This is a genomic window from Pseudomonas sp. CG7, from assembly GCF_023701885.1.
Taxonomy (GTDB): Bacteria; Pseudomonadota; Gammaproteobacteria; order Pseudomonadales; family Pseudomonadaceae; genus Aquipseudomonas; species Aquipseudomonas zanjanensis.
This window is the reverse complement of record NZ_JABAEE010000032.1, coordinates 45120-71379: the sequence shown is the minus strand read 5'-3', so window position 1 is coordinate 71379 and position 26260 is coordinate 45120. Positions and strand designations below refer to the sequence as shown.

Genomic DNA, 26260 nt, shown 5'->3' with positions numbered 1-26260 from the left:
GGGCTCGGTATGCGGGTTGAGTATAGGAAGGGGGCTAATGAATCAACAAGTGAGCTCGCACACAATATTGAGGCGTGCGCCGAGCTTTTTGTGGCGTGGGAGCTTGCTCCCGCTGGGCTGCGAAGCGGCCCTGAAACCTGATCACTCGGTGTGTCAGGCAGGTTGGGGGGCTGCTTTTGGGGCTGCTGCGCAGCCCAGCGGGAGCAAGCTCCCTCGCCACAAGGGCTATCAGGTCCAGACAGGGATTTAGGAAACAGCAGGCACCGAGCTGTTATGCCACGCCAGCACCTGGCTGACGCGGTTGTCCACGGCCTCGATGATTTCCAGCCGATAACGGCCGATCTTCAGGCAGACCGGACTTTCGGGATTGGTTTCCAAGGCTTCGGTCACCAACCCATTGAGGGTCTTGGGGCCGTCGCAAGGCAGGTGCCAGCCCAGGGTCCTGTTCAATTCGCGGATCGATGCCGCGCCATCGATCATCAGGCGGCCGTCGGGCTGGGGATGAACGTGGGGATTGTCGAGGCTGTGCTCGCTCTCGAATTCGCCGACGATTTCTTCGAGGATATCTTCCAGGGTGACAATACCCAGCACTTCACCGTATTCGTCCACCACCATGCCCAGGCGCCGCTGCTGCTTGTGGAAATTCAACAGTTGCAGCTGCAATGGCGTGCTTTCGGGCACGAAGTAAGGCTCGTGGGAAGCCGTCAGCAGCGCTTCCTTGGTCAGGCTCGCGTCCGCCAGCAAATGACGGATCTGGCGGGTGTTGAGCACCGCTTCGACCTGGTTGATGTCGCTGTGGAACATCGGCAGGCGGGTACGCCGGTTCAGGCGCAGCTGTTCGATGATGTCGCCGATGGGGTCGTCGAGGTTGATCCCATCGACCTCGCTACGGGGTACGAGGATATCGTTGACGGTGATGTTGTCCAGGGCGTGGATGCCGGAAATCGGATGCAGCCGGCCGCTGCCGTGCTCGGATTCCTGCTCGCTACGCGGTGGCGCGGGCATTTCGTCGTCGCTCTGCTGCACCATGCCGGGCTTGCGAGCGAAGGGGCGCAGCAACAACTGGCTGGCGCCATTCAACAGCCAGGCAAACGGGTAGAGGATCTTCAGCGGGATGCCCAGCAAGGTGTTGCCCAATGCCAGCACCGCGTCGGGCTGACGGCTGGCCAGGGTGCGCGGCAGGTAGTCGGCGAACACCAGCAGGGCGGCGCTGGTGCCGAGCCAGGCGACCCACGGGCCGTTTTCCAGCCAGGTAAAAACGGCCAGCAACGTGCCGATGACCACGGCCAAGGCGCGACAAAGGGTATTGCACAGGATCAGGCTGGCCAGCGGGAAGGTCAGCGCCGCCAGCGGTTTGTCACTGGCGCGCGAGGCTGTGCGCTGGGCCAGCAGGTATTGCTGGGCGGCTTCGATGGCCGTGAACAGGGCCGACCAGAGGATCAGCACCACCAGCACGGCGAACAACGGCGCTACGGGCACCGTATCCATCAGGGCCGTCCGTCAGATATGCAGGATGTATTCACGAACCAGCTTGCTACCGAAGTACGCCAGCATCAGCAGGCAGAAACCGGCCAGGGTCCAGCGAATCGCTTTGTGTCCACGCCAGCCGAGGCGGTTGCGGCCCCACAGCAGCACGCTGAACACGACCCACGCCAGGCACGCCAGCAGGGTCTTGTGTACCAGGTGCTGGGCGAACAGGGTCTCGACGAACAACCAGCCGGAGATCAGCGACAGGGACAATAGGGTCCAGCCGGCCCAGAGGAAGCCGAACAACAGGCTTTCCATGGTTTGCAGCGGCGGGAAGTTGCGGATCAGTCCGGACGGGTGCTTGTGCTTGAGCTGGTGATCCTGCACCAGCAGCAACAAGGCCTGGAACACGGCGATGGTGAACAGGCCGTAGGCGAGGATCGACAGCAGGATGTGGGCGAGGATGCCTGGCTCTTCGTCGATGATCTGCACGGTCCCCGACGGCGCGAACTGCGCCAGCAGCACCGTGGCCAGCCCCAGCGGGAACAGCAGCACCAACAGGTTCTCCACCGGGATGCGCGAGCAGGCCAGCAGCGTCAGGGCGATCACGGCGACGGCGATCAGGCTGGCGGCGTTGAAGAAATCCAGGCCCAGGCCGATCGGCGTCATCAGGTGGGTATAAAGGCTGGCCGCGTGGCCGAGCACGGCCAGCACGCCAAGCGTGACCAGCAGGCGTTTGTTCGCCTTGGCGCCGGTGGCCAGGCGTGTGCCTTGATAGAGGGTCGCAGCGGCATAAAGACAAGCGGCGGCGAGGGTGGCAAGCAAGCTGGGTGACAAGGGGAGCATAAATCCTGTTAGGCAAGCCCGAAAGGCGCTGAGTTTGGCATAGAACCCCCTCCACACGAAAGACCACTGCAAGGTGTACGCCGCACGCTTCTTCGCTATAATCCGCGACCTGCCCACGCCGCAGGCTCGCCGAGCACATTTTTCACGGTCTGGGCCGCCATTATCCCGGTCTCATCTGGGCCTGAAAGGATCGCGCATGTTTGAAAACCTAACCGACCGTCTCTCGCAGACGCTGCGCCATGTCACCGGCAAGGCGAAACTGACCGAAGACAACATCAAAGACACCCTGCGCGAAGTGCGCATGGCGTTGCTCGAAGCCGACGTCGCCCTGCCGGTGGTCAAGGACTTCGTCAATTCGGTCAAGGAACGCGCCGTCGGCACCGAAGTGTCGCGCAGCCTGCCGCCGGGCCAGGCGTTCGTGAAGATCGTCCAGGCCGAGCTCGAAAGCCTGATGGGCGCCGCCAACGAAGACCTGAACCTCAGCGCCGTACCGCCAGCGGTGGTGCTGATGGCCGGCCTGCAGGGCGCGGGCAAGACCACGACAGCCGGCAAGCTGGCGCGCTTCCTTAAAGAGCGCAAGAAGAAGTCGGTGATGGTGGTGTCGGCGGACATCTACCGTCCGGCGGCGATCAAGCAGCTGGAAACCCTGGCCAACGACATCGGCGTGACGTTCTTCCCGTCCGACCTGAGCCAGAAGCCGGTGGACATCGCCCAGGCGGCTATCAAAGAAGCCAAACTGAAATTCATCGACGTGGTCATCGTCGATACCGCCGGTCGCCTGCACATCGATGAAGAGATGATGGGCGAGATCAAGGCGCTCCATGCCGCGATCAACCCGGTGGAAACCCTGTTCGTGGTCGATGCCATGACCGGCCAGGACGCGGCCAACACCGCCAAGGCGTTCGGTGACGCGCTGCCGCTGACCGGCGTGATCCTGACCAAGGTCGATGGTGACGCCCGTGGCGGCGCCGCGCTGTCGGTGCGTGCCATCACTGGCAAGCCGATCAAGTTCATCGGTATGGGCGAGAAGAGCGAAGCGCTCGAGCCGTTCCACCCCGAGCGTATCGCATCGCGTATCCTCGGCATGGGCGACGTGCTCAGCCTGATCGAGCAGGCCGAGCAGACCCTCGACAAGGACAAGGCCGACAAACTGGCCAAGAAGCTGAAGAAGGGCAAGGGCTTCGACCTCGAAGACTTCCGCGACCAGCTGCAACAAATGAAGAACATGGGCGGCCTTGGCGGCCTCATGGACAAACTGCCGAACATCGGTGGCGTGAACCTGGCGCAGATGGGCAATGCCCAGGGCGCGGCTGAAAAGCAGTTCAAGCAGATGGAAGCCATCATCAACTCCATGACCCCGGCCGAGCGCCGCGACCCTGAGCTGATCAGCGGTTCGCGCAAGCGCCGTATCGCCATGGGTTCCGGCACCCAGGTGCAGGACATCGGCCGCTTGATCAAGCAACACAAGCAGATGCAGAAAATGATGAAGAAATTCTCCGCCAAGGGCGGGATGGCCAAGATGATGCGCGGCATGGGCGGTATGTTGCCCGGCGGCGGCATGCCGAAAATGTAAAGAATCTGCGCCGGCTGTCATGTCGGCGTTGCCCCGCACGGATGCGGGGATCTCCAGCAAACCCGCGCTACGTGGGAGCTGACCTGCCGTTTTTCATGACGGCTCTATGGCAAATCTTGATCGCATGGCGCCAGGCGCCGGAAAAAGACATTTGCAAAAGTCCGGATATTCCTTAGAATATGCGGCCTTTCGGGCACCTATGCCCGCTGTGCATTTAGATTTGCAGCACCGACTACAGGAACGATGTTCACATGCTAACAATCCGTCTTGCCCTTGGCGGCTCCAAAAAGCGCCCGTTTTACCACCTGACCGTAACCGACAGCCGCAACCCGCGTGACGGTTCCCACAAGGAGCAGGTTGGTTTCTTCAACCCTGTTGCCCGTGGTCAGGAAGTTCGTCTGTCCGTGAACCAAGAGCGCGTAGCCTACTGGCTGAGCGTTGGTGCACAACCTTCTGAGCGCGTTGCTCAGTTGTTGAAGGAATCGGCTAAGGCTGCGGCCTGAGCAATATGAACGCGACGCCAAAAGATGCCGGTGATTTGATCGTTGTCGGCAAGATCTATTCTGTACATGGCGTTCGCGGCGAAGTGAAGGTGTATTCCTTTACTGATCCGATCAAGAACCTGTTGGAGTACAAAACCTGGACGCTCAAGCGCGAAGGTAGCGTGAAACAGGTGGAGCTGGTCAGCGGACGCGGGAACGACAAGTTCCTGGTCGCAAAGCTCAAGGGTCTCGATGATCGTGAAGAAGCACGTCTTCTGGCCGGTTATGAGATCTGCGTGCCGCGCAACCTGTTCCCTGAACTGACCGACGGCGAGTACTACTGGTACCAGCTGGTGGGTCTGAAGGTCATCGACCACCTCGGGCAATTGCTCGGGAAAATCGATCACCTGCTCGAGACCGGTTCGAACGATGTCATGGTGGTCAAGCCTTGCGTCGGCAGCCTGGATGATCGCGAACGCCTGTTGCCCTATACCGAGCAATGCGTGTTGGCCGTCGACCTTGCCGCAGGCGAGATGAAGGTGGAATGGGATGCGGATTTCTAAACGTGGCTAATTTGCGCGTTGAAGTCATCACATTGTTTCCCGAGATGTTTTCCGCCATCAGCGAGTACGGCATAACCAGCCGCGCGGTGAAACAGGAGCTGTTGCAGCTCACCTGTTGGAATCCGCGGGACTACACCACGGATCGACATCACACTGTGGACGATCGCCCGTTTGGCGGTGGTCCGGGCATGGTGATGAAGATCAAGCCCCTGGAAGATGCGCTGGTTCAGGCCAGGACTGCAGCCGGGGAGGGTGCGAAGGTGATCTACCTGTCGCCCCAAGGCCGCCAGCTGACTCAGTCGGCGGTACGCGAGCTGGCGAATTCGGATGCATTGATCCTGATTGCCGGCCGTTATGAAGGCATTGACGAGCGTTTCATTGAAGCTCATGTCGATGAAGAGTGGTCGATTGGCGACTATGTACTGTCTGGCGGCGAGCTGCCGGCGATGGTCCTGATCGATGCGGTTACACGACTGCTGCCTGGAGCTTTAGGGCATGCAGATTCCGCCGAGGAAGATTCCTTTACGGATGGTCTGCTGGATTGCCCGCACTACACCCGACCGGAGGTGTATGCGGATCAGCGTGTTCCCGACGTGTTGCTAAGTGGCAACCACGCGCACATCCGGCGTTGGCGTTTACAGCAGTCCCTTGGTCGGACCTATGAACGACGCGCCGATCTTCTGGAAAGCCGCTCGCTTTCTGGAGAAGAGAAGAAGCTGCTCGAGGAATACATCCGCGAGCGGGACGATAGTTAACAACGTATCGATGGTGAGTCCGACGACTTGCCTTAGGAGCACAGCATGACTAACAAAATCATCCTTGCACTCGAAGCAGAGCAGATGACCAAAGAAATCCCTACCTTTGCCCCGGGCGACACCATTGTCGTTCAGGTGAAAGTGAAGGAAGGCGACCGTTCCCGTCTGCAAGCGTTCGAAGGCGTCGTTATCGCCAAGCGTAACCGTGGCGTGAACAGTGCATTCACCGTTCGTAAAATCTCCAACGGTGTCGGCGTAGAGCGTACTTTCCAGACCTACAGCCCGCAAATCGACAGCATGGCTGTCAAGCGTCGCGGTGACGTACGTAAAGCCAAGCTGTACTACCTGCGTGACCTGTCGGGTAAAGCAGCTCGCATCAAGGAAAAACTGGCTTAAGTCCAGCTTCCGATGCAAAAAAAAGCAGCCTGCGGGCTGCTTTTTTGTTGCCTGCGATTTGTGCTTTGAGCACCCTGCATAGCTTCATTTCCATTTTCGATGCCGTGTGTGCCCGCATCTTTCAAGAGTCTTTATGCCTGCCATCGATCATCCGCTGATAGACCAGTTTCTCGATGCCCTGTGGCTGGAGAAGGGACTGTCCGATAACACCCGCGGTGCCTACCGCAGCGATTTGGCACTGTTTAACGGTTGGTTGCAGGAAAATAACCTGGAACTGATCAATGCCGGCCGGGAGTTGATCCTCGATCACTTGGCGTGGCGCCTGGAGCAGAACTACAAACCGCGCTCGACTGCGCGGTTTCTCTCCGGCTTGCGTGGGTTCTATCGCTATTTGCTGCGGGAAAAGCTCATCGCGGTGGATCCGACCTTGCGCGTGGAAATGCCGCAGTTGGGCCGTCCGCTGCGCAAGTCCCTGTCGGAAGCCGATGTGGAGGCGTTGCGGGCTGCGCCCGACCTCAGTGAGGCCATCGGCCAGCGCGACCGGGCCATGCTGGAAGTCTTGTACGCCTGTGGCCTGCGTGTCACCGAGCTGATCAGCTTGACGCTGGAGCAAGTCAACCTGCGCCAGGGTGTGCTGCGGGTGATGGGCAAGGGCAGCAAGGAGCGCCTGGTGCCAATGGGCGAGGAAGCGATCGTCTGGGTCGAGCGTTACATGCGCGATGCCCGTCATGAACTGCTGGGTGGGCGTCCCAGCGATGTGCTGTTCCCCAGCCTGCGCGGCGAGCAGATGACCCGCCAGACCTTCTGGCACCGCATCAAGCACCAGGCCAAGGTGGCCGGGATCAACACATCCCTCTCGCCCCACACCTTGCGTCATGCCTTCGCCACACACCTGCTCAACCATGGCGCCGACCTGCGGGTGGTGCAGATGCTGCTTGGCCATAGCGACTTGTCCACCACCCAGATCTACACCCATGTGGCTCGGGCACGGTTGCAGGACTTGCATGCCAAGCATCATCCCCGCGGCTGAACGGTGCTCCGTTTTTGTGGCGAGGGAGCTTGCTCCCGTTGGGCGCGAAGCGCCCCTGTTACAGATGCCACTGCTTTCAAAAAAAGAGAGTTCCATTTGCGGCTGCTGCGCAGCCGAGCGGGAGCAAGCTCCCTCGCCACAGGATTTTGATAACTGTTCGTTGTGTGTTGTCGTGCGTCACCGGCATTCGGTCACGCCAGCCTTCTGTGGTAGGCTTTGTCGGTTTGCACAGTGGGCGGTTGGAACCCGAATCTGCGGGTCGGCGTTTCCCGTCTCATTTGTTCGCCTCAGGAGTCCCCATGCGTTTGATCCAGATGTTCACCGCCGCCGCCATTGCGTTGGCCAGTACCTTTGCCATCGCCGACGACGCGGCCGACAAGGCTATCCGCAAAAGCCTGGAAAACCTTCAGCTCGACGTGCCGATCGACACCATTTCGGCCAGTCCCATGGCCGGCCTGTATGAGGTCAAGCTCAAGGGCAGCCGCGTGCTTTATGCCAGCGCCGACGGCCAATACATCGTCCAGGGCAACCTGTTCGAGCTCAAGGACGGCAAGCCGGTCAACCTCACCGAGCTGACCGAGCGCCAAGGCATTTCCAAGTTGATCAACGGCATTCCGGTCGCTGAAACCGTGGTTTATCCGGCCATCGGCGAAACCAAGTCCCACATCACCGTGTTTACCGACACCACCTGCCCGTATTGCCACAAGCTGCACGCAGAAGTGCCGGAACTGAACAAGCGCGGCATCGAAGTGCGTTATGTGGCATTCCCGCGCCAGGGCCTGGGCTCGCCGGGTGATGAGCAGTTGCAGGCGGTCTGGTGCTCCAAGGACAAGAAAGCGGCCATGGACAAGATGGTCGACGGCAAGGAAATCAAGGCCGCCCAGTGCGAGAATCCGGTTTCCAAGCAGTTTGCCCTCGGACAGTCAATAGGCGTGAACGGTACGCCGGCGATTGTTTTGGCCGATGGTCAGGTAATTCCGGGCTACCAGCCAGCGCCACAAGTGGCCAAACTGGCCCTCGGCGCGAAATGATCATGGGCGATCCGCTTTTGAAGATCACGGCTCGGCGAAAACGTTCGTCGGGCCGTTAAACACAGAGTCGCGTTGCTGCGCGGCTGTATTTCACGGCCGACCTTGCGTCGGCCGTTTCATGGGGAGTCAAGAGTGAATCCGGTCAAAGTAGGCATCTGTGGGTTAGGTACCGTCGGTGGCGGCACCTTCAACGTACTTCAGCGCAACGCCGAGGAAATTTCTCGTCGTGCCGGGCGTGGGATCGAAGTGGCACAAATTGCCATGCGCACGCCAAAGCCTCAGTTCCAGACGACCGGTATTGCGATTACCAACGATGTGTTCGAAGTGGCCACGAACCCTGAGATCGACATCGTCATAGAGCTGGTGGGCGGCTACACCGTTGCCCGCGAGTTGGTACTCAAGGCCATCGAGAATGGCAAGCATGTGGTCACCGCGAACAAGGCGCTTATCGCTGTTCACGGTAATGAGATTTTCGCCAAGGCCCGCGAGAAGGGTGTGATCGTGGCGTTCGAAGCCGCCGTGGCCGGTGGCATCCCGGTGATCAAGGCGATCCGCGAAGGCCTGTCGGCCAACCGTATCAACTGGGTCGCGGGGATCATCAACGGCACCGGCAACTTCATCCTCACCGAGATGCGCGAGAAGGGTCGCACCTTCGAAGACGTGCTCGCCGAAGCCCAGGCCCTGGGCTACGCAGAGGCTGATCCGACGTTCGACGTGGAAGGCATCGACGCCGCGCACAAGCTGACGATCCTGGCGTCCATTGCGTTCGGTATTCCGTTGCAGTTCGACAAGGCCTACACCGAGGGCATCACCAAGCTGACCACCGCGGACGTGAACTACGCCGAAGCCCTGGGCTATCGCATCAAACACCTGGGCGTGGCGCGCAGCACCGCCAGCGGCATCGAGCTGCGCGTGCACCCGACGCTGATCCCGGCCGACCGCCTGATCGCCAACGTCAACGGCGTGATGAACGCGGTGATGGTCAACGGCGATGCCTCTGGCTCGACGTTGTTCTACGGCGCTGGCGCGGGCATGGAACCGACGGCTTCTTCGGTCATTGCCGACCTGGTGGACGTGGTTCGCGCCATGACCTCCGACCCGGAAAATCGCGTGCCGCACCTGGCCTTCCAGCCAGACTCGTTGTCGGCTCACCCGATTCTTCCGATCGAGGCGTGCGAAAGCTCCTACTACCTGCGCATCCAGGCCAAGGACCATCCGGGCGTGCTGGCCCAAGTGGCGAGTATCCTCTCGGAACGCGGCATCAACATCGAGTCGATCATGCAGAAGGAAGTCGAGGAACACGACGGCCTGGTGCCGATGATCCTGCTGACCCACCGTGTGGTCGAGCAGAACATCAACGACGCGATCGCGGCGCTGGAAGCGCTCCAGGGTGTCGTTGGGCCGGTGGTCCGTATCCGCGTTGAACATTTGAACTAAGCAGCTACAAGCTGCAAGCTGCAAGCTCCAAGTAAAAGCAGATCCGCTTTTACTTGCAGCTTGTAGCTCACAGCTCGCAGCTCAAACCGAAGGTTTGCCCCTATGCGCTATATCAGCACCCGCGGCCAGGCACCGGCCCTGAATTTCGAAGATGTCCTCCTGGCTGGCCTGGCCACGGACGGCGGTCTCTATGTGCCGGAAAACCTGCCGCGTTTCACCCAGGAAGAAATCGCTTCCTGGGCCGGCCTGCCGTATCACGAGCTGGCGTTCCGGGTCATGCGCCCGTTTGTCACCGGCAGCATCCCGGACGCCGATTTCAAGAAAATCCTGGAAGAGACCTATGGCGTCTTTTCCCACAACGCCATCGCACCGCTGCGTCAGCTCAACGGTAACGAATGGGTCATGGAGCTGTTCCACGGCCCGACCCTGGCGTTCAAGGACTTCGCCCTGCAACTGCTCGGTCGCCTGCTGGACTACGTGCTGCAAAAGCGTGGCGAGCGCGTGGTGATCGTCGGTGCCACCTCTGGCGACACCGGTTCGGCGGCCATCGAAGGCTGCAAGCATTGCGAGAATGTCGACATTTTCATCCTGCACCCGCACAACCGGGTCTCGGAAGTACAGCGTCGGCAGATGACGACCATTTTTGGCGATAACATCCACAACATCGCCATCGAAGGCAACTTCGATGACTGCCAGGAAATGGTCAAGGCCAGCTTCGCCGACCAGAGCTTCCTCAAGGGAACGCGGCTGGTGGCGGTGAACTCGATCAACTGGGCGCGGATCATGGCCCAGATCGTCTATTACTTCCATGCGGCCCTGCAGCTGGGCGGTCCGGCCCGTTCCGTATCGTTCTCGGTGCCGACCGGCAACTTTGGCGATATCTTCGCCGGGTACCTGGCGCGCAACATGGGGCTGCCGATCAACCAGTTGATCGTCGCCACCAACCGCAACGACATCCTGCACCGCTTCATGAGCGGCAACCAGTACGTCAAGGAAACCCTGCACGCCACGCTGTCGCCTTCGATGGACATCATGGTGTCGTCGAACTTCGAACGCCTGCTGTTCGACCTGCACGGTCGCAACGGCGCGGCGATCGCCGGCCTGATGGACAGCTTCCGGCAGGGCGGCGGTTTCAGCGTCGAGCCTGAGCGCTGGACCGAAGCCCGCAAGTTGTTCGACTCCCTGGCCGTGGACGATGAGCAGACCTGCGAAACCATCGCCGAGGTGTTCGAGCAGAGCGGTGAGTTGCTCGATCCGCACACGGCCATCGGTGTCAGGGCCGCTCGTGAGTGCCGTCGCAGCCTGGACACCCCGATGGTGATCCTGGGCACGGCTCACCCGGTCAAGTTCCCGGAAGCGGTGGAGAAAGCTGGCGTAGGAAAAGCGCTCGAACTGCCTGCGCATCTTTCTGATTTGTTTGAGCGAGATGAGCGATGCACCGTGTTGCCCAACGACTTGAAAGCCGTGCAGGCCTTTGTCAGCCTGCATGGCAATCGCGGCAAGCCACTCTGACCGCTTGAATCTGTCACATTTTGAAGCCCGTCTCCTGACGGGCTTTCTTGTTTCTGCATGCCAAACTGGCCGGGTTTTCGCCCTTGGAGGGATGGGCGAGTCATCTCGAAGGAAATGCAGATGTCGTTTTTTATCAAAGGCAAGCCAGCCCTGGGCTGGGTAATGGTCCTGGCCCTGATGTACTGGACGCAGGGAGGCAACTCGGCGGCGTTGGCGGCTTTCGAAGCGCCACCGCTCAACTCTGGCGAACGGCTGGTGCTGGACGCGCAAGAGTTGAAGTGGGTCAAGGAGAACCCCCGGGTCATCGTGGCCACGATGCAGTTTCCGTTGTACTTGTTCAAGAATGAGCAGGGACAGTGGAATGGGTTGAACCACGATATTCTCCAGCGCATTACGCACATGACCGGCCTTGAGTTTGTCCATCGGGAGTCGTTCTCTCCCGGTGAGTTGCTGACGATGCTGGGAAACGGCGAAGCCGACATGACCACCCTTCTGGCGATGAATGAAGAGCGCCGGGATTTCCTCAGTTTCAGCCACGCATTCGGCGGTTTCGGCTGGGTATTCGTCGGCCGTGACGGGGAATCGTCTCTCCATTCGTTGGAGCAACTCGAAGGGAAGGTCCTGGCATTGCCGGCACGGCATGCATTGGAAGCGGAAATCCGGCGCGATTACCCGGCGATCAAATTGCACACGACCAAGACCTATGCCGAGGCACGTGCGCTGGTAGAGAGCCGGGAAGCCTATGCCACCATCGAAAATGAAACCGGGATGCATCTCTATCCGGCCGGGCAGTTGCAGGTCGGCAGCGGCCTGGAGGGCAGGTGGGAACCGGACTACCTGGCGGTGCGCAAGGACTTGACGGTGCTATTGAGTATCTTGAATAAGGCCCTGGAAGCTTTCCCTGCCGAGGACATGCGTGCGCTGCGTTCGAAATGGATGGCCGGCACGACCCCAGCCCAGGCGCCTACGATCTGGGCGCGGATATCCAGTTGGGGTTACTGGTGTGTGACCGTGGTCGTGGTCTTTGGACTCTTGTCCCTGCTGTGGAACCGTCGCCTGCAGATACAGATCGACCAGCGCCTCAAGGCCGAAGCGGTCCTCAAGGATCAGTTGATGCTCCAGCGGGCCTTGATGGATGCCATTCCCGACCCGATTTTCATCCGTGATCTGGAAGGGCGCCTGATCATGTGCAACAAAAGCTATGAAGAGCAGTTCGCGACCCGCTTCGAAAAACTGCGGGGCACGCGGCTCACCGACTCGGCATCATTCCCGCCGGCCACCGCCGAGCTGCTGCATGGGGAAGTGATGGAGCAATTGCGCACCGGCCAGTCTCGGTTCGTCGACCGGCAATTGATGTTCAGCGGCGTATTGCGGGAAATCTATCATTGGTCGGTGCCGTTCTATGGGGCCGATGGGCACTTGCGCGGGATTCTGGGGGGCTGGACCGATGTCGGGCGCCGGTGGCGCCGTTGCGACAGGGGCTTGGCTGTGCCGGCCGTCAGCCCCTGACGGCTCCCGGAGAAGGCTGTTGTTTGACTGTCATATTGGACGCGCATGCTCGGTTGAACAGGTTGAGGCGTATCGGTTCGGTGCGCTGACGAACTTTCTGCTGCGGCCCACGGTCATTGACTGTGTACATGCAGTTGTTTCGGACTATTGAAGGGTGAGCGAATGGAAAGTATCAGCCTATTGCTGAATGAAGCCTTGAGCCCGTATCAGGTCTCGCTGACTCCCTCCGGTGCCAAGGGCGAATGCCGGGTCACGCTGAGGAATGCCAGCGGGAGCATCATGGTCGAGCGAGTGTTCAATCAGGCCCAATTGACCGACAAGCGTCAGTTGACCGACGTGGTCGATGGCCTGCATCGCGATGTGCTGATTGCCGAGGGTCGCCTGGAGCCCTGTGTGATTGCGGCATTGCGCAATCTGGCGCGCGACAAGGTCATGGTCGCGGCGAATTGACCGGGTTTTTGTGGGAACCTTCCTACGTCCTGATGAGTCAGACCTTTTACCAGCAAGAGCAAGCATTGTGCTCCGGTGCTTGTCGCTTGTTGTACTAACCATGATTGGTTACGTTTAACCCCGAGTCGTCTCCCCACTTCTCGGGGTTTCTTTTTGCCTGGCTTTTGTGGTTTAGCGCGTTCTGTCAGGCGTTGGAGTTTTTTGTGGGAGCGAGCTTGCTCGCGATTGCGGTGTGCCAGCCAACATAAAGTCGACTGAACGGACGCCATCGCGAGCAAGCTCGCTCCCACAGTTTGATTGAGTGGTTGCCCTCCTGCGGTGCGTCAAATGGCGCCATCACTCCGCAGCTTGGCGATCTGCTGCGCGTCGTAGCCCAGTTCGCCGAGCACCTGGGCATTGTGTTCACCCAATGCCGGCCCGACCCACTCGGAGGTGCCCGGGGTGTCGGAGAGTTTCGGTACGATCCCTGGCATCTTGAACGCCTTGCCGTCTGGCAGCTTGGCTTGCAGGAACAATTCACGGGGCAGGAATTGCGGGTCGCTGAACATGTCTTCGGCGCTGAAGATCCGGCTGGCCGGTACCCCGGCCTGGTTCAGTTGGTCGATAACGCTGACGAGCGGCAGCCCGCTGACCCAGCGATCGATGACGCCGTAGAGCTCATCGCGCCGGCTGTCACGGCCATCATTGCTGGCCAGTTGCGGGTCGTTGGCCAGGTCGTCACGGCCGATGATCTGCATGAAGCGCTTGAAGATCGCATCGCCGTTGGCGCCAATCTGCACGTGCTTGCCGTCGGCGCTGGTGTGGATGGACGAGGGGGTGATGCCGGGCATGATGTTGCCGGTTCGCTCGCGGATGAAGCCGAACACGTCGAACTCCGGCACCATGCTTTCCATCATGGCGAAAATCGCCTCGTACAAAGCCACGTCCACCACTTGCCCGGTTCCGCCGTTGATCTCGCGGTGACGCAGGGCCATCAATGCGCCAATCACGCCCCACAGGGCGGCGATGGAGTCGCCGATGGAGATCCCGGTACGCACCGGCGGGCGATCTTCGAAGCCGGTGATGTAGCGCAGGCCGCCCATGGATTCGCCCACCGCGCCAAACCCCGGCTGGTCTTTCATCGGCCCGGTCTGGCCGAAGCCCGAAAGCCGTACCATCACCAGCTTCGGGTTTAGTGCATGCAGCACATCCCAGCCCAGGCCGAGCTTTTCCAACACGCCGGGGCGAAAATTCTCGATCAGGATGTCGGCTTCTCCGATCAGTTTCTTCAGGATCGCCAGGCCTTCGGGGTGCTTGAGGTTCAAGGTCAGGGACTTCTTGTTGCGTGCCTGGACGAACCACCACAAGGATGTGCCTTCGTACAGCTTGCGCCATTTGCGCAGCGGATCACCGCCATCGGGGGATTCGACCTTGATGACGTCGGCACCGAATTCGCCGCAGATTCGCGAGGCGAAGGGCCCGGCGATCAAAGTGCCGAGTTCGATGACTTTGACGCCGGCAAGGGGTTTGGCAGTAAGCGACATGACGGATCCTGTAGGACAAAGCAGAACGGATAGAGCGTTTTATCATAGGCCAGGGCCGGTCGCCGCAGGTTGATGGTCGGCAATTCGTGGATTGCCCGCGTCATCGGTTAGACTTGCCGCCTTTCCTCGTATCAAGAAGCCCGTTCATGGCCCAGCCGTCCACGACCTACAAGTTTGAACTGAACCTCACCGACCTCGACCGCAATGTGGACGAGAATGTGAAGCAGACCATCGCCCGCCACCCTTCGGAAACCGAAGAGCGCATGACCGTGCGCCTGCTGGCCTACGCGTTCTGGTACAACGAGCTGCTGGCATTTGGTCGTGGTCTGTCAGACGTCGATGAGCCTGCGCTGTGGGAAAAAAGCCTGGATGCCCGGGTGCTGCACTGGATCGAAGGCGGTCAGCCGGATGCCGATCGCCTGACCTGGTGCTCGCGCCGGACCGAGCGCACCAGCCTGCTGGCCTACGGCAGCCTGCGGGTGTGGGAAGGCAAGGTGATCCCGGCGGTGAAGAACCTGAAGAACGTCAACATTGCCGCCGTGCCCCAGGAAGTGCTCGAAACCCTGGCCAAGGACATGCCCCGGGTGATCAAGTGGGATGTGATGATCAGCGAAGGAACGATTTTCGTGACCGACGACCGTGGCCAGCATGAAGTCCAGCTGCAATGGTTGCTGGGCGAACGTGGTTGAGCCATTGACCCGGCATTGAGCGAGCTCATTGTGGGAGCGAGCTTGCTCGCGATGACGGCAGATCAGTTTGCATTGATGTTGAATGCGCCGCCGTATTCGTGAGCAAGCTCCCACCCAGGCTCTCCTTGCCACAATCTTCATGATTTCCAGAGAAAACTTTGTCCCCCCATGCGCATAGAACCCCGCCAACTGCCCGACACCCTACCGTTCCTCGGTGACCTGCCGCCCCTGTTGACCCGCCTGTACGCAGCACGCGGCGTGCAGTCCGAGGCCGAACTGGACAAGAGCCTGGCGCGCTTGATTCCGTTCCAGCAGCTCAAGGGGATCGACGCCGCGGTGGACCTGCTGGTGACGGCGCTGGAGCAACGCCAGCGCATCCTGATCGTCGGGGATTTCGATGCCGATGGCGCGACCGCCAGCACCGTGGGCATGTTGGGCTTGCGCCTGCTGGGTGCGGCCCATGTCGATTACCTGGTGCCCAATCGCTTCGAATATGGCTATGGGCTGACCCCGGAAATCGTCGAGGTCGCCCTGGCCCGCGAACCGCAATTGCTGATCACCGTGGATAACGGCATTTCCAGTGTGGAAGGCGTGGCGGCGGCGAAAGCGGCGGGGCTTCGGGTGCTGGTCACCGATCACCACTTGCCGGGCCTCGAATTGCCGGCGGCCGATGCCATCGTCAATCCGAACCAGCCGGGCTGCGAGTTCCCGAGCAAGGCCCTGGCCGGTGTCGGGGTGATTTTTTATGTGCTGATGGCGCTGCGGGCGCGTCTGCGCAGCCTGGGCTGGTACACCAGCACCCCTCAGCCGAACATTGGCGAATTGCTCGACCTGGTGGCCCTGGGCAGCGTGGCCGACGTGGTACCGCTGGACGCGAATAACCGGATCCTCGTGCACCAGGGCCTGGAACGGATTCGCGCCGGACGCGCCCGGCCCGGCATCAAGGCGATCCTGGAAGTGGCCAAGCGCGACGCAGCGCGGATTACTTCCACTGACCTCGGATTTATCCTCGGGCCGCGTCTGAATGCGGCCGGGCGCCTGGACGACATGAGCCTGGGCATCGAATGCCTGCTCACCGACGACCCGGCCCTGGCGCGGGAAATGGCGGCGCAACTGGACGGCATGAACCAGGACCGCAAATCCATCGAGCAAGGCATGCAGCGTGAAGCCCTGGCCCAGCTCAAGGACCTGCCGGTGGAGTCGATGCCATTCGGCTTGTGCCTGTTCGATCCGCAGTGGCACCAAGGGGTGATCGGCATCCTCGCTTCGCGGATGAAAGAACGTTATTTCCGGCCGACCATCGCCTTTGCCGACGCCGGGGACGGCTTGCTCAAGGGCTCAGGTCGCTCGGTGCCGGGCTTTCACATTCGCGATGCGCTGAGCGTGGTGGCGGCGCAGCATCCGACCCTGATCAGCAAGTATGGCGGTCACGCCATGGCGGCGGGGCTGACGCTGCCGGAAGCGAATTTTCCATTGTTCGCCGAAGCGTTCGACGCGGAAGTGCGCCGGCAATTGCGCGAAGAAGACCTGACCGGCCGGCTGTTGTCGGAGGGCGCCCTGGCGGTGGAGGAGTTCCATCTGGAACTGGCCCGGGCGCTGCGCCATGCCGGTCCCTGGGGCCAGCATTTCCCGGAGCCGATGTTCCATGGCGTGTTCCAGTTGGTCGAGCAACGCGTGGTGGGCGAACGGCACCTGAAGGTCATCCTCAAGAGCGAGTGCGGCTCGGTGAAGCTCGACGGCATTGCCTTCGGCATCGACCGCGAGATCTGGCCCAACCCTACCGTGCGCTGGGTGGAGCTGGCCTACAAGCTCGACCTCAACGAGTTCCGCGGCCAGGAAACGGTGCAGTTGATGATTGCCCATATCGAGCCGCGGTAGGCGATACGCCGATCAGCCTTTGTGGCGAGGGAGCTTGCTCCCGCTGGACGCGACAGCGTCCCCTTGCAATGTGATGGCTGGAATTCAGGGGGCCGCTTCGCAGCCCAGCGGGAGCAAGCTCCCTCGCCACGAGATGCAAGCAGCCTTGAGCGAACGGCGTTGCGTCACACCGTCGGTTTTTAAGTTCTGAACCCTCCGTCCTCGCGGGTTGTCGACTAGGCTCTAAGCACTGCTTGATAGCCCTTGTGACGTCTTGTCGAATTTTTTGCCCGCGGGGGCGGGTGTTGTACCTTTTGTCACTCGTCGACTGTTCAAACAGAACCCTGGAGCCTGCCCACTGATTCGAGAGGTGCCCCATGAGTCTGCTGCTGGAACCCTATACCCTTCGCCAATTGACCCTGCCCAATCGCATCGCGGTATCGCCGATGTGCCAGTATTCGAGCACCGATGGCCTGGCCAACGATTGGCACCTGGTGCACTTGGGCAGCCGCGCCGTGGGCGGTGCCGGCCTGGTGTTCACCGAAGCCACCGCCGTGACCGCCGACGGTCGCATCACCGCCCAGGACCTGGGGCTGTGGAACGATGAACAGATCGAACCCCTGCAACGCATCACCCGGTTCATCACCGCCCAAGGCGCCGTGCCGGGCATCCAACTGGCCCATGCCGGACGCAAGGCCAGCACCTGGCGACCCTGGCTGGGCAAGCACGGCAGCGTCAAACCGGCGGACGGCGGCTGGGTGCCGGTCGGCCCGTCGCCGATTGCCTTCGCTCCGCACCACACCCAGCCGGTGCAGTTGGACGAAGGGCAGATCGCCGATCTGATCCAGGCCTTCGTGGAGGCGGCCAAGCGCGCCCTCACGGCCGGCTTCAAGGTGGTCGAGGTCCACGCGGCCCATGGCTACCTGCTGCATCAATTCCTGTCGCCGTTGAGCAATCAGCGGCGCGATCAATACGGCGGCTCGTTCGAAAACCGTATCCGGCTGGTGCTGCAAGTCACCGAAGCGATCCGGGCGGTATGGCCTGAAGAACTGCCGGTCTTCGTCCGCGTCTCCGCCACCGATTGGGTCGAGGACGGTTGGAACCCGGATGAGACCGTGGAGCTGGCGCGGCGCTTCAGGGCGCTGGGTGTGGACCTGATCGATGTGTCATCGGGCGGCACGGCCGCCAATGCGGAAATTCCCACCGGCCCGGGTTACCAGACACGTTTTGCCGAGCGGGTGCGCAAGGAGTCGGAAATCGCCACCGGCACCGTCGGCATGATCACCGAACCGGCCCAGGCCGAGCACATCCTGCGCACTTGCCAGGCCGACATCATTTTCCTGGCCCGGGAATTGTTGCGCGATCCTTACTGGGCCCTCCATGCCGATGATGACCTGGGCGGCCGCAAGGCCACGTGGCCGGCGCAATACCAGCGGGCCACCCATCGGGACCAGCCGATTCATGAGTCGGATTTGCGGGACTGAGGGCCTGATAAAACAGAAAGCCCCGGTCGATTGGCCGGGGCTTTTGTTTGTCTAGCTGGATTATTTGATGGCGGTACCGGCCTCATCGCGAGCAAGCTCGCTCCCACAGGGTTGGGTGTGGATTACAGGTTATGTGAACAACACCAATCCACTGTGGGAGCGAGCTTGCTCGCGATAGGGCCAGCCCAGACAACCGATTCCTATCAGGGGTACTTGCGCTTATCCGGCGCCGGCGGGAAGTACTGGTACAACCAGGTCTCGCTCAAGGTCCGGTCCTTGGTGCGAATGAACAGGCGCATCTGCACCGGGTCCACACGGTCGTCGGTCGGGTACCAATCGAAGGTGATGCGATAGCCCTTGATCGCATCCAGCACCAACACGTTGAAGTCCTTCACTTCGCCGTGGGAGCAGGTCACCACCGGTTCGATGCCGGTGCCCGGCGGCAGTTGGTCGAGGCCACCGCCGCTGAAGTCCACGGCGAAACGGCGTGCCCAGACGGTCGGGTAATGCTCGCCCGGTGCCCAACCTTCGATGAAGCCGCCCATGCCTGAACGGGTGGCGTCGACATGGGCCAGGTCGGTGCTGACCGGCGGCAGGGCGCTCCAGTAGAGCTTGTAGCCATAGTTCAGCGAGTCACCGGCGGCCACCGGTTTTTTCGGCGTCCAGAACGCGACGATGTTGTCCAGGGTTTCGCCGGTAGTCGGAATCTCCAGCAGGTCTACCGAGCCTTCGCCCCAGGCCGTCGTCGGTTCGACCCACAGGCTCGGACGCTTGCTGTACCAGTCCACGGTGTCCTGGTAGCTGGCAAAGTCGTGATCGGTCTGCACCAGGCCGAAGCCTTTTGGGTCCTTGTCGGCGAACGCATTGAATTGCAGGGTGGCGGGGTTGTGCAACGGACGGCAGACCCACTCGCCGTTGCCGCGCCACATGGCCAGACGGTCGGAGTCGTGGATTTGCGGGTGAATGGTGTCGCACATGCGCCGCGCGACGGTGCCGCAGCTGAACATGCTGGTCATGGGGGCGATACCCAGTTGCTCGATGGCGGTACGGGCGTTGACGTGCGCGTCGATCTCCATCACCACCCGGGTCGGCTGGCAATCGATGTCGAACCGATAGGCACCGGTGGCACTGGGGGAGTCGAGCAGGGCGTAGACCACGAAGCGGGTGCTGTTCTTGTCCGGGGTTTCGAACCAGAACTTGGTGAAGTCCGGGAATTCCTCGCGCTTCTTGGCGTAGGTGTCGATGGCCAGGCCACGAGCCGACAGCCCGTACTGGCCGCTGGCATCCACCGCGCGGAAATAGCTGGCCCCCAGGAACGAAACGATGTCGTGCCGATCCAGCTCCGGCGCCTTGAAGACGCGAAAGCCGGCGAAGCCCAGGTCACCTGTCAGTTGCGAGGTGTTGACCGTGGTTTTCTCATAGTTGAACAGCTCCGGACGGAAGTGCACCTCACGGGCCATACGTGTCTTCGGGTCGACACTGTACATGCGCACCGGCTGCTTGAAGCCCATGCCCACGTGGAAGAACTGTGCATCCAGTTGCCGCCCGTCCAGATCATTCCATAACGAATGGTTGGCGTCGTACTGGATGGCGTTGAACTGCAGTGGCGACATCTGGGCCAGGGTCGGTGGCAGGACTTGCTTGGTGTCGACGTAGCGGCTCTCGGCCAGCCGCTTGGCCTGTTCCTTCAAACCGTTGAAATCGAAGGGACGGGCTTCGCCGTCGGCAGTCTGTTCGGCGGCCCAGGCGCGTGCGGCCATGAGCCCGGAGGCCGATAGCCCGGTGTAGGCGGCGAAGGCCATGGAGGCCTTGAGCAGATTCCTGCGGTGCATAAATACAACCTTTCTCGAAACAGCCCCGAGCCGATCCTGGCCACAGCGACTGATAAAGGAGTTCGGACATGCCTTTGGCCAAACGCGACGAACGTTAGAACAGATGCCTGAGAGCTGGATCGGTTCACCGAGGCGCAAAATCATAGGGGAAATACAGGCTTGGAGAGACAGGAAAGCGTGGCATGGTTAAATTTTCTTACAGTTATTTCTTTTTTTATGCCGATTCCCTGCTTTTTTGACTAATTACTCTAAAACTCTCTTTTCACGCTTTGAATCCTCCTATTCTTTAGCGTGACGGACGATCCAACTCGGGTTTCAGACGGCGCTATCAGGTCAACCTCGACGTAAAGAAGGACAACTCATGACAAAAATGCAGGGCATCATCGAAATGCTGGGGATCTTTCCAGGCCTGACCCACCCGCGCAGGACACGCCGGCTCAGCCTGGAAGAATTGAGACTGGTCGAGCGCTATCGGGAGTTGTCGGAAAACGACCGCATCGCCATGCGTTACCTGGTGGATGCGATGCGCAGTGTTTCGCGGTTTTGACCAGAGACCCTGCAGCCTTTAAATGGCCTCGCAATTTTCCTACCAACGAGTGGGAATTTTCAAACGAGGCCAAGCACATCGGCCTACCGTCAGCGGCGGTTGCAGGCCTGAGCGTGAAGTATTACTTTTCTATGCGAAGTAATACTTTGAGGAGAATACCGTGCCGACGACTATGACCAGCAAAGGACAAGTCACCATTCCCAAACCCATTCGCGACGCGCTGCACTTGATTCCTGGCTGTGCGGTAGAGTTCAGCATCAATGCACAGGGCGAGGTAGTGCTGCAGGCAGGTAAGCCCGGAACAGCCGAGGCAGCTATCGGTGATCGCTTTGAAGCTGTCCGTGGCAGGGCGGATATCAAATGGCGCACAGACGATCTAATGGCCCTGTTGCGTGGTGAAGACTGATGATATTGGTCGATACCAACGTCTTGATCGATGTGCTGGAAGATGATCCGGTTTGGGCTGATTGGTCCATCGAGCAGATGCGTGCCCAATCCAAAATTCACAATTTGGTAATCAATCCAGTTATTTATGCTGAACTGTCCCAGACATTTTCTACCTTCGAAGCGTTGGATGAGGTTGTCGAAGAGATGGGGCTGCTAATGCAGGAGGTACCTCGTCCAGCGTTGTTTTTGGCAGGGAAGGCTTTTGTGCGTTATCGAAAGATGGGCGGTGGCAAAAATAATGTGCTCGCCGACTTTTTCATCGGTGCCCATGCAGCTGTCAAGCGTCTTCCTTTGCTTACACGTGATGCGAAGCGTTACCGAAGTTATTTTCCTTCGGTGCAGTTGGTGGTGCCATCGTGAGGTGCGCTTCACCACGACCAATATCGTCCCCTTGGTCGTGGTGTAATCGCAATTAGCGTTGGCTCAATGCTTGAACATCACATGCCGCACCACCGTGTAATCCTCCAGGCCATACATGGACATGTCCTTGCCATAGCCGGAACGTTTCTGACCGCCATGGGGCATTTCGCTGACGAGCATGAAGTGGGTGTTCACCCAGGTGCAGCCGTATTGCAGGCGTGCCGACAGGCGATGGGCACGGCCGATGTCGGCGGTCCAGACCGATGAGGCCAGGCCGTAGTCCGAATCGTTGGCCCAGGCCAGCACTTGCGCTTCGTCGAGGAACGGCGTGACGGACACCACCGGCCCGAAGACTTCCCGGCGGACAATTTCGTCATCCTGCTGGGCGTCGGCCAGCACCGTCGGTTCGAAGAAGAACCCGTTGCCGTCCACGGCCTTGCCACCGGTGATCAGGCGGATATGCGGTTGGGCGATGGCCCGTTCGACAACAGCGGCCACGCGGACGCGGTGCTGGGCGGTGATCAGTGGGCCCATCTCGGTGTCTGGTGCGGTTTGCAGGCCGTATTTGATGCTCTTCACCGCGGCGCCGAGTTTCTCGACGAACCGGTCGTAGATACCTTGCTGGGCATAGATGCGGCAGGCGGCGGTGCAGTCCTGGCCGGCGTTGTAGAAACCGAAGGTGCGGATGCCTTCCACGGCCGCGTCAATGTCGGCGTCGTCGAAGATGATCACCGGGGCTTTACCGCCCAGTTCCATGTGCATGCGCTTGACGCTGTCGGAGGTGCTGGAAATGATGTTCGAGCCGGTGGCGATGGAGCCGGTGAGCGCCACCATGCGCACTTTCGGGTGAGTGACCAGCGGGTTGCCGACGGTTTGCCCGCGGCCGAAGATCACGTTAAGCACGCCGGCCGGGAAAATCTCCGACGCCAGTTCCGCCAGGCGCAACGCCGTCAATGGGGTCTGTTCCGACGGCTTGAGCACCACGGTATTGCCGGCGGCCAGGGCCGGGGCGATTTTCCAGGCGACCATCATCAGCGGGTAGTTCCACGGCGCGATGGAGGCGATGACCCCCACCGGGTCGCGACGGATCATCGAGGTGTGCCCGGGCAGGTATTCGCCGCCCGCCGAACCGCTCATGCAGCGACTGGCGCCGGCAAAGAAACGGAACACGTCGGCAATCGCCGGGATCTCGTCGTTCAGGGCGGCGCTGAAGGGTTTGCCGCAGTTATCCGACTCCAGCTTCGCCAGTTCCTCGCCGTGGGCTTCGATGGCATCGGCCAGCTTGAGCAGCAACAAGGAGCGGTCCTTTGGCGGCACTTGCGACCAGGCTTCGAAGGCGCTGTCGGCGGCACGCACGGCGGCATCGACCTGGGCTTCGCTGGCTTCATTGATTTCCACCAGCACCCGGCCCAGCGCCGGGTTGAACACCGCCTGGCCAGGGCCTTCGCCGTTCACCAGATGGCCGTTGATCAGCAGTTTGGTTTGCATGTCCATGTCCTCTTGAAGGTTTCCAAAATCCCCTGTGGGAGCGAGCTCGCTCGCGATGAGGCCGACACATTCAACATCACCGTTTCAGACACACCGCCATCGCGAGCAAGCTCGCTCCCACAGGATTGCGGTTCCTGCAGTGAGCGATCACCGTTGATTATTTCCCGCCACTCCCCGCCACGCTCTCACCCCCACGGGTCAGGTAATACGCGCCCAGTATCGGCAGCATCGTGACCATCATCACCAGCATCGCCACCACGTTGGTCACCGGCACGTCGCGTGGGCGACTGAGCTGGTTGAGCAGCCACAGCGGTAGGGTGCGTTCGTGGCCGGCGGTGAAGGTGGTGACGATGATCTCGTCGAACGACAGCGCAAACGCCAGCATCCCACCGGCCAGCAGGGCCGATCCCAGATTAGGCAAGATGATGTAGCGAAAGGTCTGCCAGCCGTCGGCGCCCAGGTCCATCGAGGCCTCGATCAGGCTGTGGGAAGTACGGCGCAGGCGGGCGATGACGTTGTTGTAGACGATCACCACGCAGAAGGTTGCATGGCCGACGACGATGGTGAACATCCCCGGTTCGATGCCCAGGGTCTTGAAGGTCGCCAGCAGTGCTATGCCGGTGATGATCCCCGGCAAGGCAATTGGCAGGATCAGCATCAGCGAAATGCCCTGTTTGCCGAAGAAATCGCGGCGGTACAGCGCCGCCGAGGCCAGGGTGCCCAGCACCATGGCGATCAGCGTGGCGATGGCCGCGATCTGCAACGACAGCTTGATCGCCTCCAGCACGTCCGGGCGTGAGAAGGCGACGCTGAACCACTTCAGGGTCAGGCCCTTGGGCGGAAAGCTGAACGCCGCATCCTCAGTGTTGAAGGCGTAGAGGAAGATGATCAGGATCGGAAAGTGCAGGAACACCAATCCGCCCCACGCCGCGATGCGCAAGCCCCACGAGGCTCGGTCTTGAGAGTCAGAGTGCATCGAAAGCCCCCAGTCGCTTGACGACGGATAGATAGATCGCGATCAGCACGATGGGTACCAGGGTGAACGCCGCGGCCATGGGCATGTTGCCGATGGCGCCTTGCTGGGCGTAGACCATGCTGCCGACGAAGTAGCCCGGTGGGCCTACCAGTTGCGGCACGATGAAGTCCCCCAGGGTCAGCGAGAACGTGAAGATCGAGCCGGCGGCAATGCCGGGGATCGACAGTGGCAGGATCACTTGCATGAACGTCTGGCGCGGCCTGGCGCCCAAGTCCGCCGAGGCCTGCAGCAGCGACGGTGGCAGACGCTCCAGGGACGCCTGGATCGGCAGGATCATGAACGGCAGCCAGATGTAGACGAACACCAGGAAACGCCCCAGGTGGGAGGTGGACAAGGTGCTGCCGCCCACGCCCGGGATCCCCAGCACGAACTGCAACACCGGCCCCAGGCCCAGGTGCTGGACGAACCACTGCGCCACGCCGCCCTTGGCCAGCAGCAGCGTCCAGGCATAGGCCTTGACGATGTAGCTGGCCCACATGGGCAGCATCACCGCGATGTAGAAAAACGCCTTGGTCTTGCCGCGGGTGTAGCGCGCCATGTAGTAAGCGATCGGGAACGCGACGATGGCGCTGGCGATGGACACCGCAATGGCCATGCTCAGGGTGCGCCAGATGATGTCGAAATTCGACGGCTGGAACAGCGCCGTGAAGTTCGCCAGGGTCAGGTCCGGCGTCACCGCCATGGTGAAGTCATCGAAGGTGTAGAAACCCTGCCACAGCAAGGTCAGCAGCGAGCCAAGGTAGATCGCGCCGAACCACAGCAGCGGCGGCACCAGCAACAGCGACAGGTACAGGTTGGGCCGTCGGTACAGCAGGTTGGAAAAACGCCGCAGCGGCGAACCGGGCGCAGGCGTTGGGGTGATGGCCAGCGTGTTCATCTCACACCTCGCCACTGACGGCGTCGTGCAGCGTGACCATCGCCTCACGGGCCCAGCGAACGCTCAGCTGTTGGCCGGCCTGGTGCGGGGCGGCGTTGTCCTGCCACTGGGTGTTGGCCTGGCTGAGGTTCAGGGTCTGGCCGTTGGCAAGTTTCAGCTCATAGCGTGTGGCGCTGCCCTGGTACTGGATGTCGTGCAGCAGGCCGTGGACTTCGACCTCACCGCTGGCCAACGGGCCCTCGGCGAAACGCAGGTGTTCCGGACGGATCGAGAACGGCTGTGGATAACCGCTCAGTTCCCGTGCCAATTCGCCACGAATCACGTTGGAGGTGCCGACGAATTCAGCGACGAAGGTGGTCGCCGGTTTCATGTACAGGTTGCGCGGCGTATCGACTTGTTCGATGCGGCCTTTGTTGAACACTGCCACGCGGTCGGACATCGACAGCGCTTCGGTCTGGTCGTGGGTGACGAAAATGAAGGTGATGCCCAACTGGCGTTGCAGCTTCTTCAACTCGCCCTGCATCTGTTCACGCAGCTTCAGGTCCAGGGCGCCCAAGGGCTCATCGAGCAACAACACCCGCGGGCGATTGACCAGCGCACGGGCCAGGGCCACCCGTTGGCGCTGGCCGCCGGAGAGCTGCACCGGCTTGCGTTCGCCGTAGCCGCCCAGGGCGACCATCTCCAGGGCCTCGTTGGCGCGCTGGATGCGCTCGGCCTTGGCGACGCCTTTGACCTTTAAGCCGTAGGCAACGTTGTCGCGCACGTTCATGTGGGGGAAGAGGGCGTAATCCTGGAACACCGTGTTGACGTCCCGCTGATACGGCGCAAGCCCCGTGGCTTCTTCGCCATGGATGCGGATCGAGCCGGCAGTGGGTTGTTCGAACCCGGCGATCAGCCGCAGGCAGGTGGTCTTGCCCGAGCCGGACGGGCCCAGCATGGAAAAGAACTCGCCGTCCTGGATGTCAATGGAGACCCGGTCAACGGCCTTTACATCGCCGAACTGCCGGGATACCTGGGTGAATTGGACTGCAAGCGTCATGGTGCGGGGCTCCAGAAAGCGGGGCGGGTA

25 protein-coding genes are annotated in these 26260 nt (G+C 61.0%); 17 read left to right on the top strand and 8 right to left on the bottom strand.

Going from position 1 to position 26260, the window contains the following annotated elements; translation table 11 throughout:
- Nucleotides 1-246: 246 nt before the first annotated feature.
- Together HGO40_RS15090 and HGO40_RS15085 are read right to left on the bottom strand one after the other, a co-directional pair.
- Nucleotides 247-1488 (bottom strand): CNNM domain-containing protein, encoded by a 1242-nt coding sequence (locus HGO40_RS15090; protein ID WP_250963643.1) that lies wholly within the window; start codon nucleotides 1486-1488, stop codon nucleotides 247-249.
- A gap of 12 nt (nucleotides 1489-1500) precedes the next feature.
- Nucleotides 1501-2313, bottom strand: coding sequence for a cytochrome C assembly family protein (locus HGO40_RS15085; protein WP_250963642.1), 813 nt, complete (start codon nucleotides 2311-2313; stop codon nucleotides 1501-1503).
- A gap of 196 nt (nucleotides 2314-2509) precedes the next feature.
- Here HGO40_RS15085 and ffh point away from each other — a divergent pair, with 196 nt between their 5' ends.
- The 11 genes from ffh to HGO40_RS15030 all read left to right on the top strand — a co-directional run bounded on the left by ffh (nucleotide 2510) and on the right by HGO40_RS15030 (nucleotide 13051).
- Nucleotides 2510-3886 carry a signal recognition particle protein gene (ffh, locus tag HGO40_RS15080; protein ID WP_250963641.1) on the top strand — a complete coding sequence of 459 codons (1377 nt, stop codon included), beginning with the start codon at nucleotides 2510-2512 and terminating at the stop codon, nucleotides 3884-3886.
- 251 nt (nucleotides 3887-4137) lie between these two features.
- Entirely contained in the window at nucleotides 4138-4389 is a 252-nt protein-coding gene (gene rpsP, locus HGO40_RS15075; RefSeq protein WP_003198088.1) for a 30S ribosomal protein S16, read from the top strand.
- A 5-nt stretch (nucleotides 4390-4394) separates the two neighbouring features.
- A complete protein-coding gene (gene rimM, locus HGO40_RS15070) occupies nucleotides 4395-4931 on the top strand; it encodes a ribosome maturation factor RimM (RefSeq protein ID WP_186705437.1) in 537 nt (178 codons plus the stop codon).
- Entirely contained in the window at nucleotides 4913-5686 is a 774-nt protein-coding gene (gene trmD / locus HGO40_RS15065) for a tRNA (guanosine(37)-N1)-methyltransferase TrmD (protein ID WP_170845966.1), read from the top strand. The genes rimM and trmD overlap by 19 nt, the downstream gene beginning before the upstream one ends.
- Nucleotides 5687-5731: 45 nt before the next feature.
- Nucleotides 5732-6082, top strand: coding sequence for a 50S ribosomal protein L19 (rplS, locus tag HGO40_RS15060; protein ID WP_003175895.1), 351 nt, complete (start codon nucleotides 5732-5734; stop codon nucleotides 6080-6082).
- A 133-nt stretch (nucleotides 6083-6215) separates the two neighbouring features.
- A complete protein-coding gene (gene xerD, locus HGO40_RS15055) occupies nucleotides 6216-7112 on the top strand; it encodes a site-specific tyrosine recombinase XerD (RefSeq protein ID WP_250963640.1) in 897 nt (298 codons plus the stop codon).
- Between the two features lie 299 nt (nucleotides 7113-7411).
- Nucleotides 7412-8143: a DsbC family protein gene (locus tag HGO40_RS15050; RefSeq protein ID WP_186705439.1), complete on the top strand. Its 732-nt coding sequence runs from the start codon at nucleotides 7412-7414 to the stop codon at nucleotides 8141-8143.
- A gap of 132 nt (nucleotides 8144-8275) precedes the next feature.
- Nucleotides 8276-9580 carry a homoserine dehydrogenase gene (locus HGO40_RS15045; protein ID WP_207966395.1) on the top strand — a complete coding sequence of 435 codons (1305 nt, stop codon included), beginning with the start codon at nucleotides 8276-8278 and terminating at the stop codon, nucleotides 9578-9580.
- Nucleotides 9581-9682: 102 nt separating this feature from the next.
- Nucleotides 9683-11092, top strand: a complete 1410-nt coding sequence (thrC, locus tag HGO40_RS15040; RefSeq protein WP_250963639.1) for a threonine synthase — start codon at nucleotides 9683-9685, stop codon at nucleotides 11090-11092.
- A 120-nt stretch (nucleotides 11093-11212) separates the two neighbouring features.
- The gene (locus tag HGO40_RS15035; protein WP_250963638.1) at nucleotides 11213-12601 is read left to right on the top strand and encodes a transporter substrate-binding domain-containing protein; all 1389 of its coding nucleotides are present in this window, start codon (nucleotides 11213-11215) and stop codon (nucleotides 12599-12601) included.
- A gap of 162 nt (nucleotides 12602-12763) precedes the next feature.
- Nucleotides 12764-13051: a DUF3509 domain-containing protein gene (locus tag HGO40_RS15030; RefSeq protein WP_250963637.1), complete on the top strand. Its 288-nt coding sequence runs from the start codon at nucleotides 12764-12766 to the stop codon at nucleotides 13049-13051.
- A gap of 323 nt (nucleotides 13052-13374) precedes the next feature.
- Here HGO40_RS15030 and HGO40_RS15025 read toward each other — a convergent pair whose 3' ends face one another.
- The gene (locus tag HGO40_RS15025) at nucleotides 13375-14574 is read right to left on the bottom strand and encodes a CaiB/BaiF CoA transferase family protein (RefSeq protein WP_250963636.1); all 1200 of its coding nucleotides are present in this window, start codon (nucleotides 14572-14574) and stop codon (nucleotides 13375-13377) included.
- 146 nt (nucleotides 14575-14720) lie between these two features.
- On the opposite strand from HGO40_RS15025, the gene HGO40_RS15020 reads away from it, so the two are divergent.
- The 3 genes from HGO40_RS15020 (at nucleotide 14721) to HGO40_RS15010 (ending at nucleotide 18604) form a co-directional block, all read left to right on the top strand.
- Nucleotides 14721-15263 carry a YaeQ family protein gene (locus HGO40_RS15020; protein ID WP_250963635.1) on the top strand — a complete coding sequence of 181 codons (543 nt, stop codon included), beginning with the start codon at nucleotides 14721-14723 and terminating at the stop codon, nucleotides 15261-15263.
- 168 nt (nucleotides 15264-15431) lie between these two features.
- Nucleotides 15432-17141: a single-stranded-DNA-specific exonuclease RecJ gene (recJ, locus tag HGO40_RS15015; protein ID WP_250963634.1), complete on the top strand. Its 1710-nt coding sequence runs from the start codon at nucleotides 15432-15434 to the stop codon at nucleotides 17139-17141.
- 356 nt (nucleotides 17142-17497) lie between these two features.
- A complete protein-coding gene (locus HGO40_RS15010; protein WP_250963633.1) occupies nucleotides 17498-18604 on the top strand; it encodes an NADH:flavin oxidoreductase/NADH oxidase in 1107 nt (368 codons plus the stop codon).
- A gap of 203 nt (nucleotides 18605-18807) precedes the next feature.
- On the opposite strand, the gene HGO40_RS15005 is transcribed toward HGO40_RS15010, so the two are convergent.
- Nucleotides 18808-20436 carry a glucan biosynthesis protein D gene (locus HGO40_RS15005; protein WP_250963632.1) on the bottom strand — a complete coding sequence of 543 codons (1629 nt, stop codon included), beginning with the start codon at nucleotides 20434-20436 and terminating at the stop codon, nucleotides 18808-18810.
- Nucleotides 20437-20797: 361 nt separating this feature from the next.
- Between HGO40_RS15005 and HGO40_RS15000 the strand changes: the two genes are divergently transcribed.
- The 3 genes from HGO40_RS15000 to HGO40_RS14990 all read left to right on the top strand — a co-directional run bounded on the left by HGO40_RS15000 (nucleotide 20798) and on the right by HGO40_RS14990 (nucleotide 21790).
- A complete protein-coding gene (locus HGO40_RS15000) occupies nucleotides 20798-20983 on the top strand; it encodes a hypothetical protein (RefSeq protein ID WP_250963631.1) in 186 nt (61 codons plus the stop codon).
- Nucleotides 20984-21143: 160 nt separating this feature from the next.
- Nucleotides 21144-21389, top strand: a complete 246-nt coding sequence (locus tag HGO40_RS14995; protein WP_250963630.1) for an AbrB/MazE/SpoVT family DNA-binding domain-containing protein — start codon at nucleotides 21144-21146, stop codon at nucleotides 21387-21389.
- On the top strand, nucleotides 21389-21790 hold the full coding sequence (locus HGO40_RS14990; protein WP_250963629.1) for a type II toxin-antitoxin system VapC family toxin: 402 nt from the start codon (nucleotides 21389-21391) through the stop codon (nucleotides 21788-21790). The genes HGO40_RS14995 and HGO40_RS14990 overlap by 1 nt, the downstream gene beginning before the upstream one ends.
- Before the next feature lie 63 nt (nucleotides 21791-21853).
- Here the strand turns inward: HGO40_RS14990 and HGO40_RS14985 are convergent, their stop codons facing one another.
- From HGO40_RS14985 to HGO40_RS14970, 4 genes are all read right to left on the bottom strand, one after another.
- Complete coding sequence (locus HGO40_RS14985; RefSeq protein WP_250963628.1) at nucleotides 21854-23278, bottom strand: gamma-aminobutyraldehyde dehydrogenase; 1425 nt, start codon at nucleotides 23276-23278, stop codon at nucleotides 21854-21856.
- A gap of 157 nt (nucleotides 23279-23435) precedes the next feature.
- Nucleotides 23436-24254: an ABC transporter permease gene (locus HGO40_RS14980; protein WP_053118722.1), complete on the bottom strand. Its 819-nt coding sequence runs from the start codon at nucleotides 24252-24254 to the stop codon at nucleotides 23436-23438.
- On the bottom strand, nucleotides 24244-25191 hold the full coding sequence (locus HGO40_RS14975; RefSeq protein ID WP_250963627.1) for an ABC transporter permease: 948 nt from the start codon (nucleotides 25189-25191) through the stop codon (nucleotides 24244-24246). Before HGO40_RS14975 ends, HGO40_RS14980 begins: the two co-directional genes overlap by 11 nt.
- A 1-nt stretch (nucleotide 25192) precedes the next feature.
- The gene (locus tag HGO40_RS14970) at nucleotides 25193-26230 is read right to left on the bottom strand and encodes an ABC transporter ATP-binding protein (RefSeq protein WP_250963626.1); all 1038 of its coding nucleotides are present in this window, start codon (nucleotides 26228-26230) and stop codon (nucleotides 25193-25195) included.
- Nucleotides 26231-26260: the final 30 nt, after the last annotated feature.

Bases quoted from the DNA above. Each gene is read 5' to 3' on its own strand.
- HGO40_RS15005 (WP_250963632.1), bottom strand. From the start codon at position 20,436: ATGCACCGCAGGAATCTGCTCAAGGCCTCCATGGCCTTCGCCGCCTAC.
- HGO40_RS14980 (WP_053118722.1), bottom strand. From the start codon at position 24,254: ATGCACTCTGACTCTCAAGACCGAGCCTCGTGGGGCTTGCGCATCGCG.
- ffh (WP_250963641.1), top strand. From the start codon at position 2,510: ATGTTTGAAAACCTAACCGACCGTCTCTCGCAGACGCTGCGCCATGTC.
- HGO40_RS15010 (WP_250963633.1), top strand. From the start codon at position 17,498: ATGAGTCTGCTGCTGGAACCCTATACCCTTCGCCAATTGACCCTGCCC.
- xerD (WP_250963640.1), top strand. From the start codon at position 6,216: ATGCCTGCCATCGATCATCCGCTGATAGACCAGTTTCTCGATGCCCTG.
- HGO40_RS15000 (WP_250963631.1), top strand. From the start codon at position 20,798: ATGACAAAAATGCAGGGCATCATCGAAATGCTGGGGATCTTTCCAGGC.
- HGO40_RS15090 (WP_250963643.1), bottom strand. From the start codon at position 1,488: ATGGATACGGTGCCCGTAGCGCCGTTGTTCGCCGTGCTGGTGGTGCTG.
- HGO40_RS15085 (WP_250963642.1), bottom strand. From the start codon at position 2,313: ATGCTCCCCTTGTCACCCAGCTTGCTTGCCACCCTCGCCGCCGCTTGT.
- recJ (WP_250963634.1), top strand. From the start codon at position 15,432: ATGCGCATAGAACCCCGCCAACTGCCCGACACCCTACCGTTCCTCGGT.
- rimM (WP_186705437.1), top strand. From the start codon at position 4,395: ATGAACGCGACGCCAAAAGATGCCGGTGATTTGATCGTTGTCGGCAAG.
- rplS (WP_003175895.1), top strand. From the start codon at position 5,732: ATGACTAACAAAATCATCCTTGCACTCGAAGCAGAGCAGATGACCAAA.
- HGO40_RS15035 (WP_250963638.1), top strand. From the start codon at position 11,213: ATGTCGTTTTTTATCAAAGGCAAGCCAGCCCTGGGCTGGGTAATGGTC.
- thrC (WP_250963639.1), top strand. From the start codon at position 9,683: ATGCGCTATATCAGCACCCGCGGCCAGGCACCGGCCCTGAATTTCGAA.
- HGO40_RS14975 (WP_250963627.1), bottom strand. From the start codon at position 25,191: ATGAACACGCTGGCCATCACCCCAACGCCTGCGCCCGGTTCGCCGCTG.
- HGO40_RS14985 (WP_250963628.1), bottom strand. From the start codon at position 23,278: ATGCAAACCAAACTGCTGATCAACGGCCATCTGGTGAACGGCGAAGGC.
- HGO40_RS14970 (WP_250963626.1), bottom strand. From the start codon at position 26,230: ATGACGCTTGCAGTCCAATTCACCCAGGTATCCCGGCAGTTCGGCGAT.
- HGO40_RS14990 (WP_250963629.1), top strand. From the start codon at position 21,389: ATGATATTGGTCGATACCAACGTCTTGATCGATGTGCTGGAAGATGAT.
- HGO40_RS15020 (WP_250963635.1), top strand. From the start codon at position 14,721: ATGGCCCAGCCGTCCACGACCTACAAGTTTGAACTGAACCTCACCGAC.
- rpsP (WP_003198088.1), top strand. From the start codon at position 4,138: ATGCTAACAATCCGTCTTGCCCTTGGCGGCTCCAAAAAGCGCCCGTTT.
- HGO40_RS15025 (WP_250963636.1), bottom strand. From the start codon at position 14,574: ATGTCGCTTACTGCCAAACCCCTTGCCGGCGTCAAAGTCATCGAACTC.
- HGO40_RS15030 (WP_250963637.1), top strand. From the start codon at position 12,764: ATGGAAAGTATCAGCCTATTGCTGAATGAAGCCTTGAGCCCGTATCAG.
- trmD (WP_170845966.1), top strand. From the start codon at position 4,913: ATGGGATGCGGATTTCTAAACGTGGCTAATTTGCGCGTTGAAGTCATC.
- HGO40_RS15050 (WP_186705439.1), top strand. From the start codon at position 7,412: ATGCGTTTGATCCAGATGTTCACCGCCGCCGCCATTGCGTTGGCCAGT.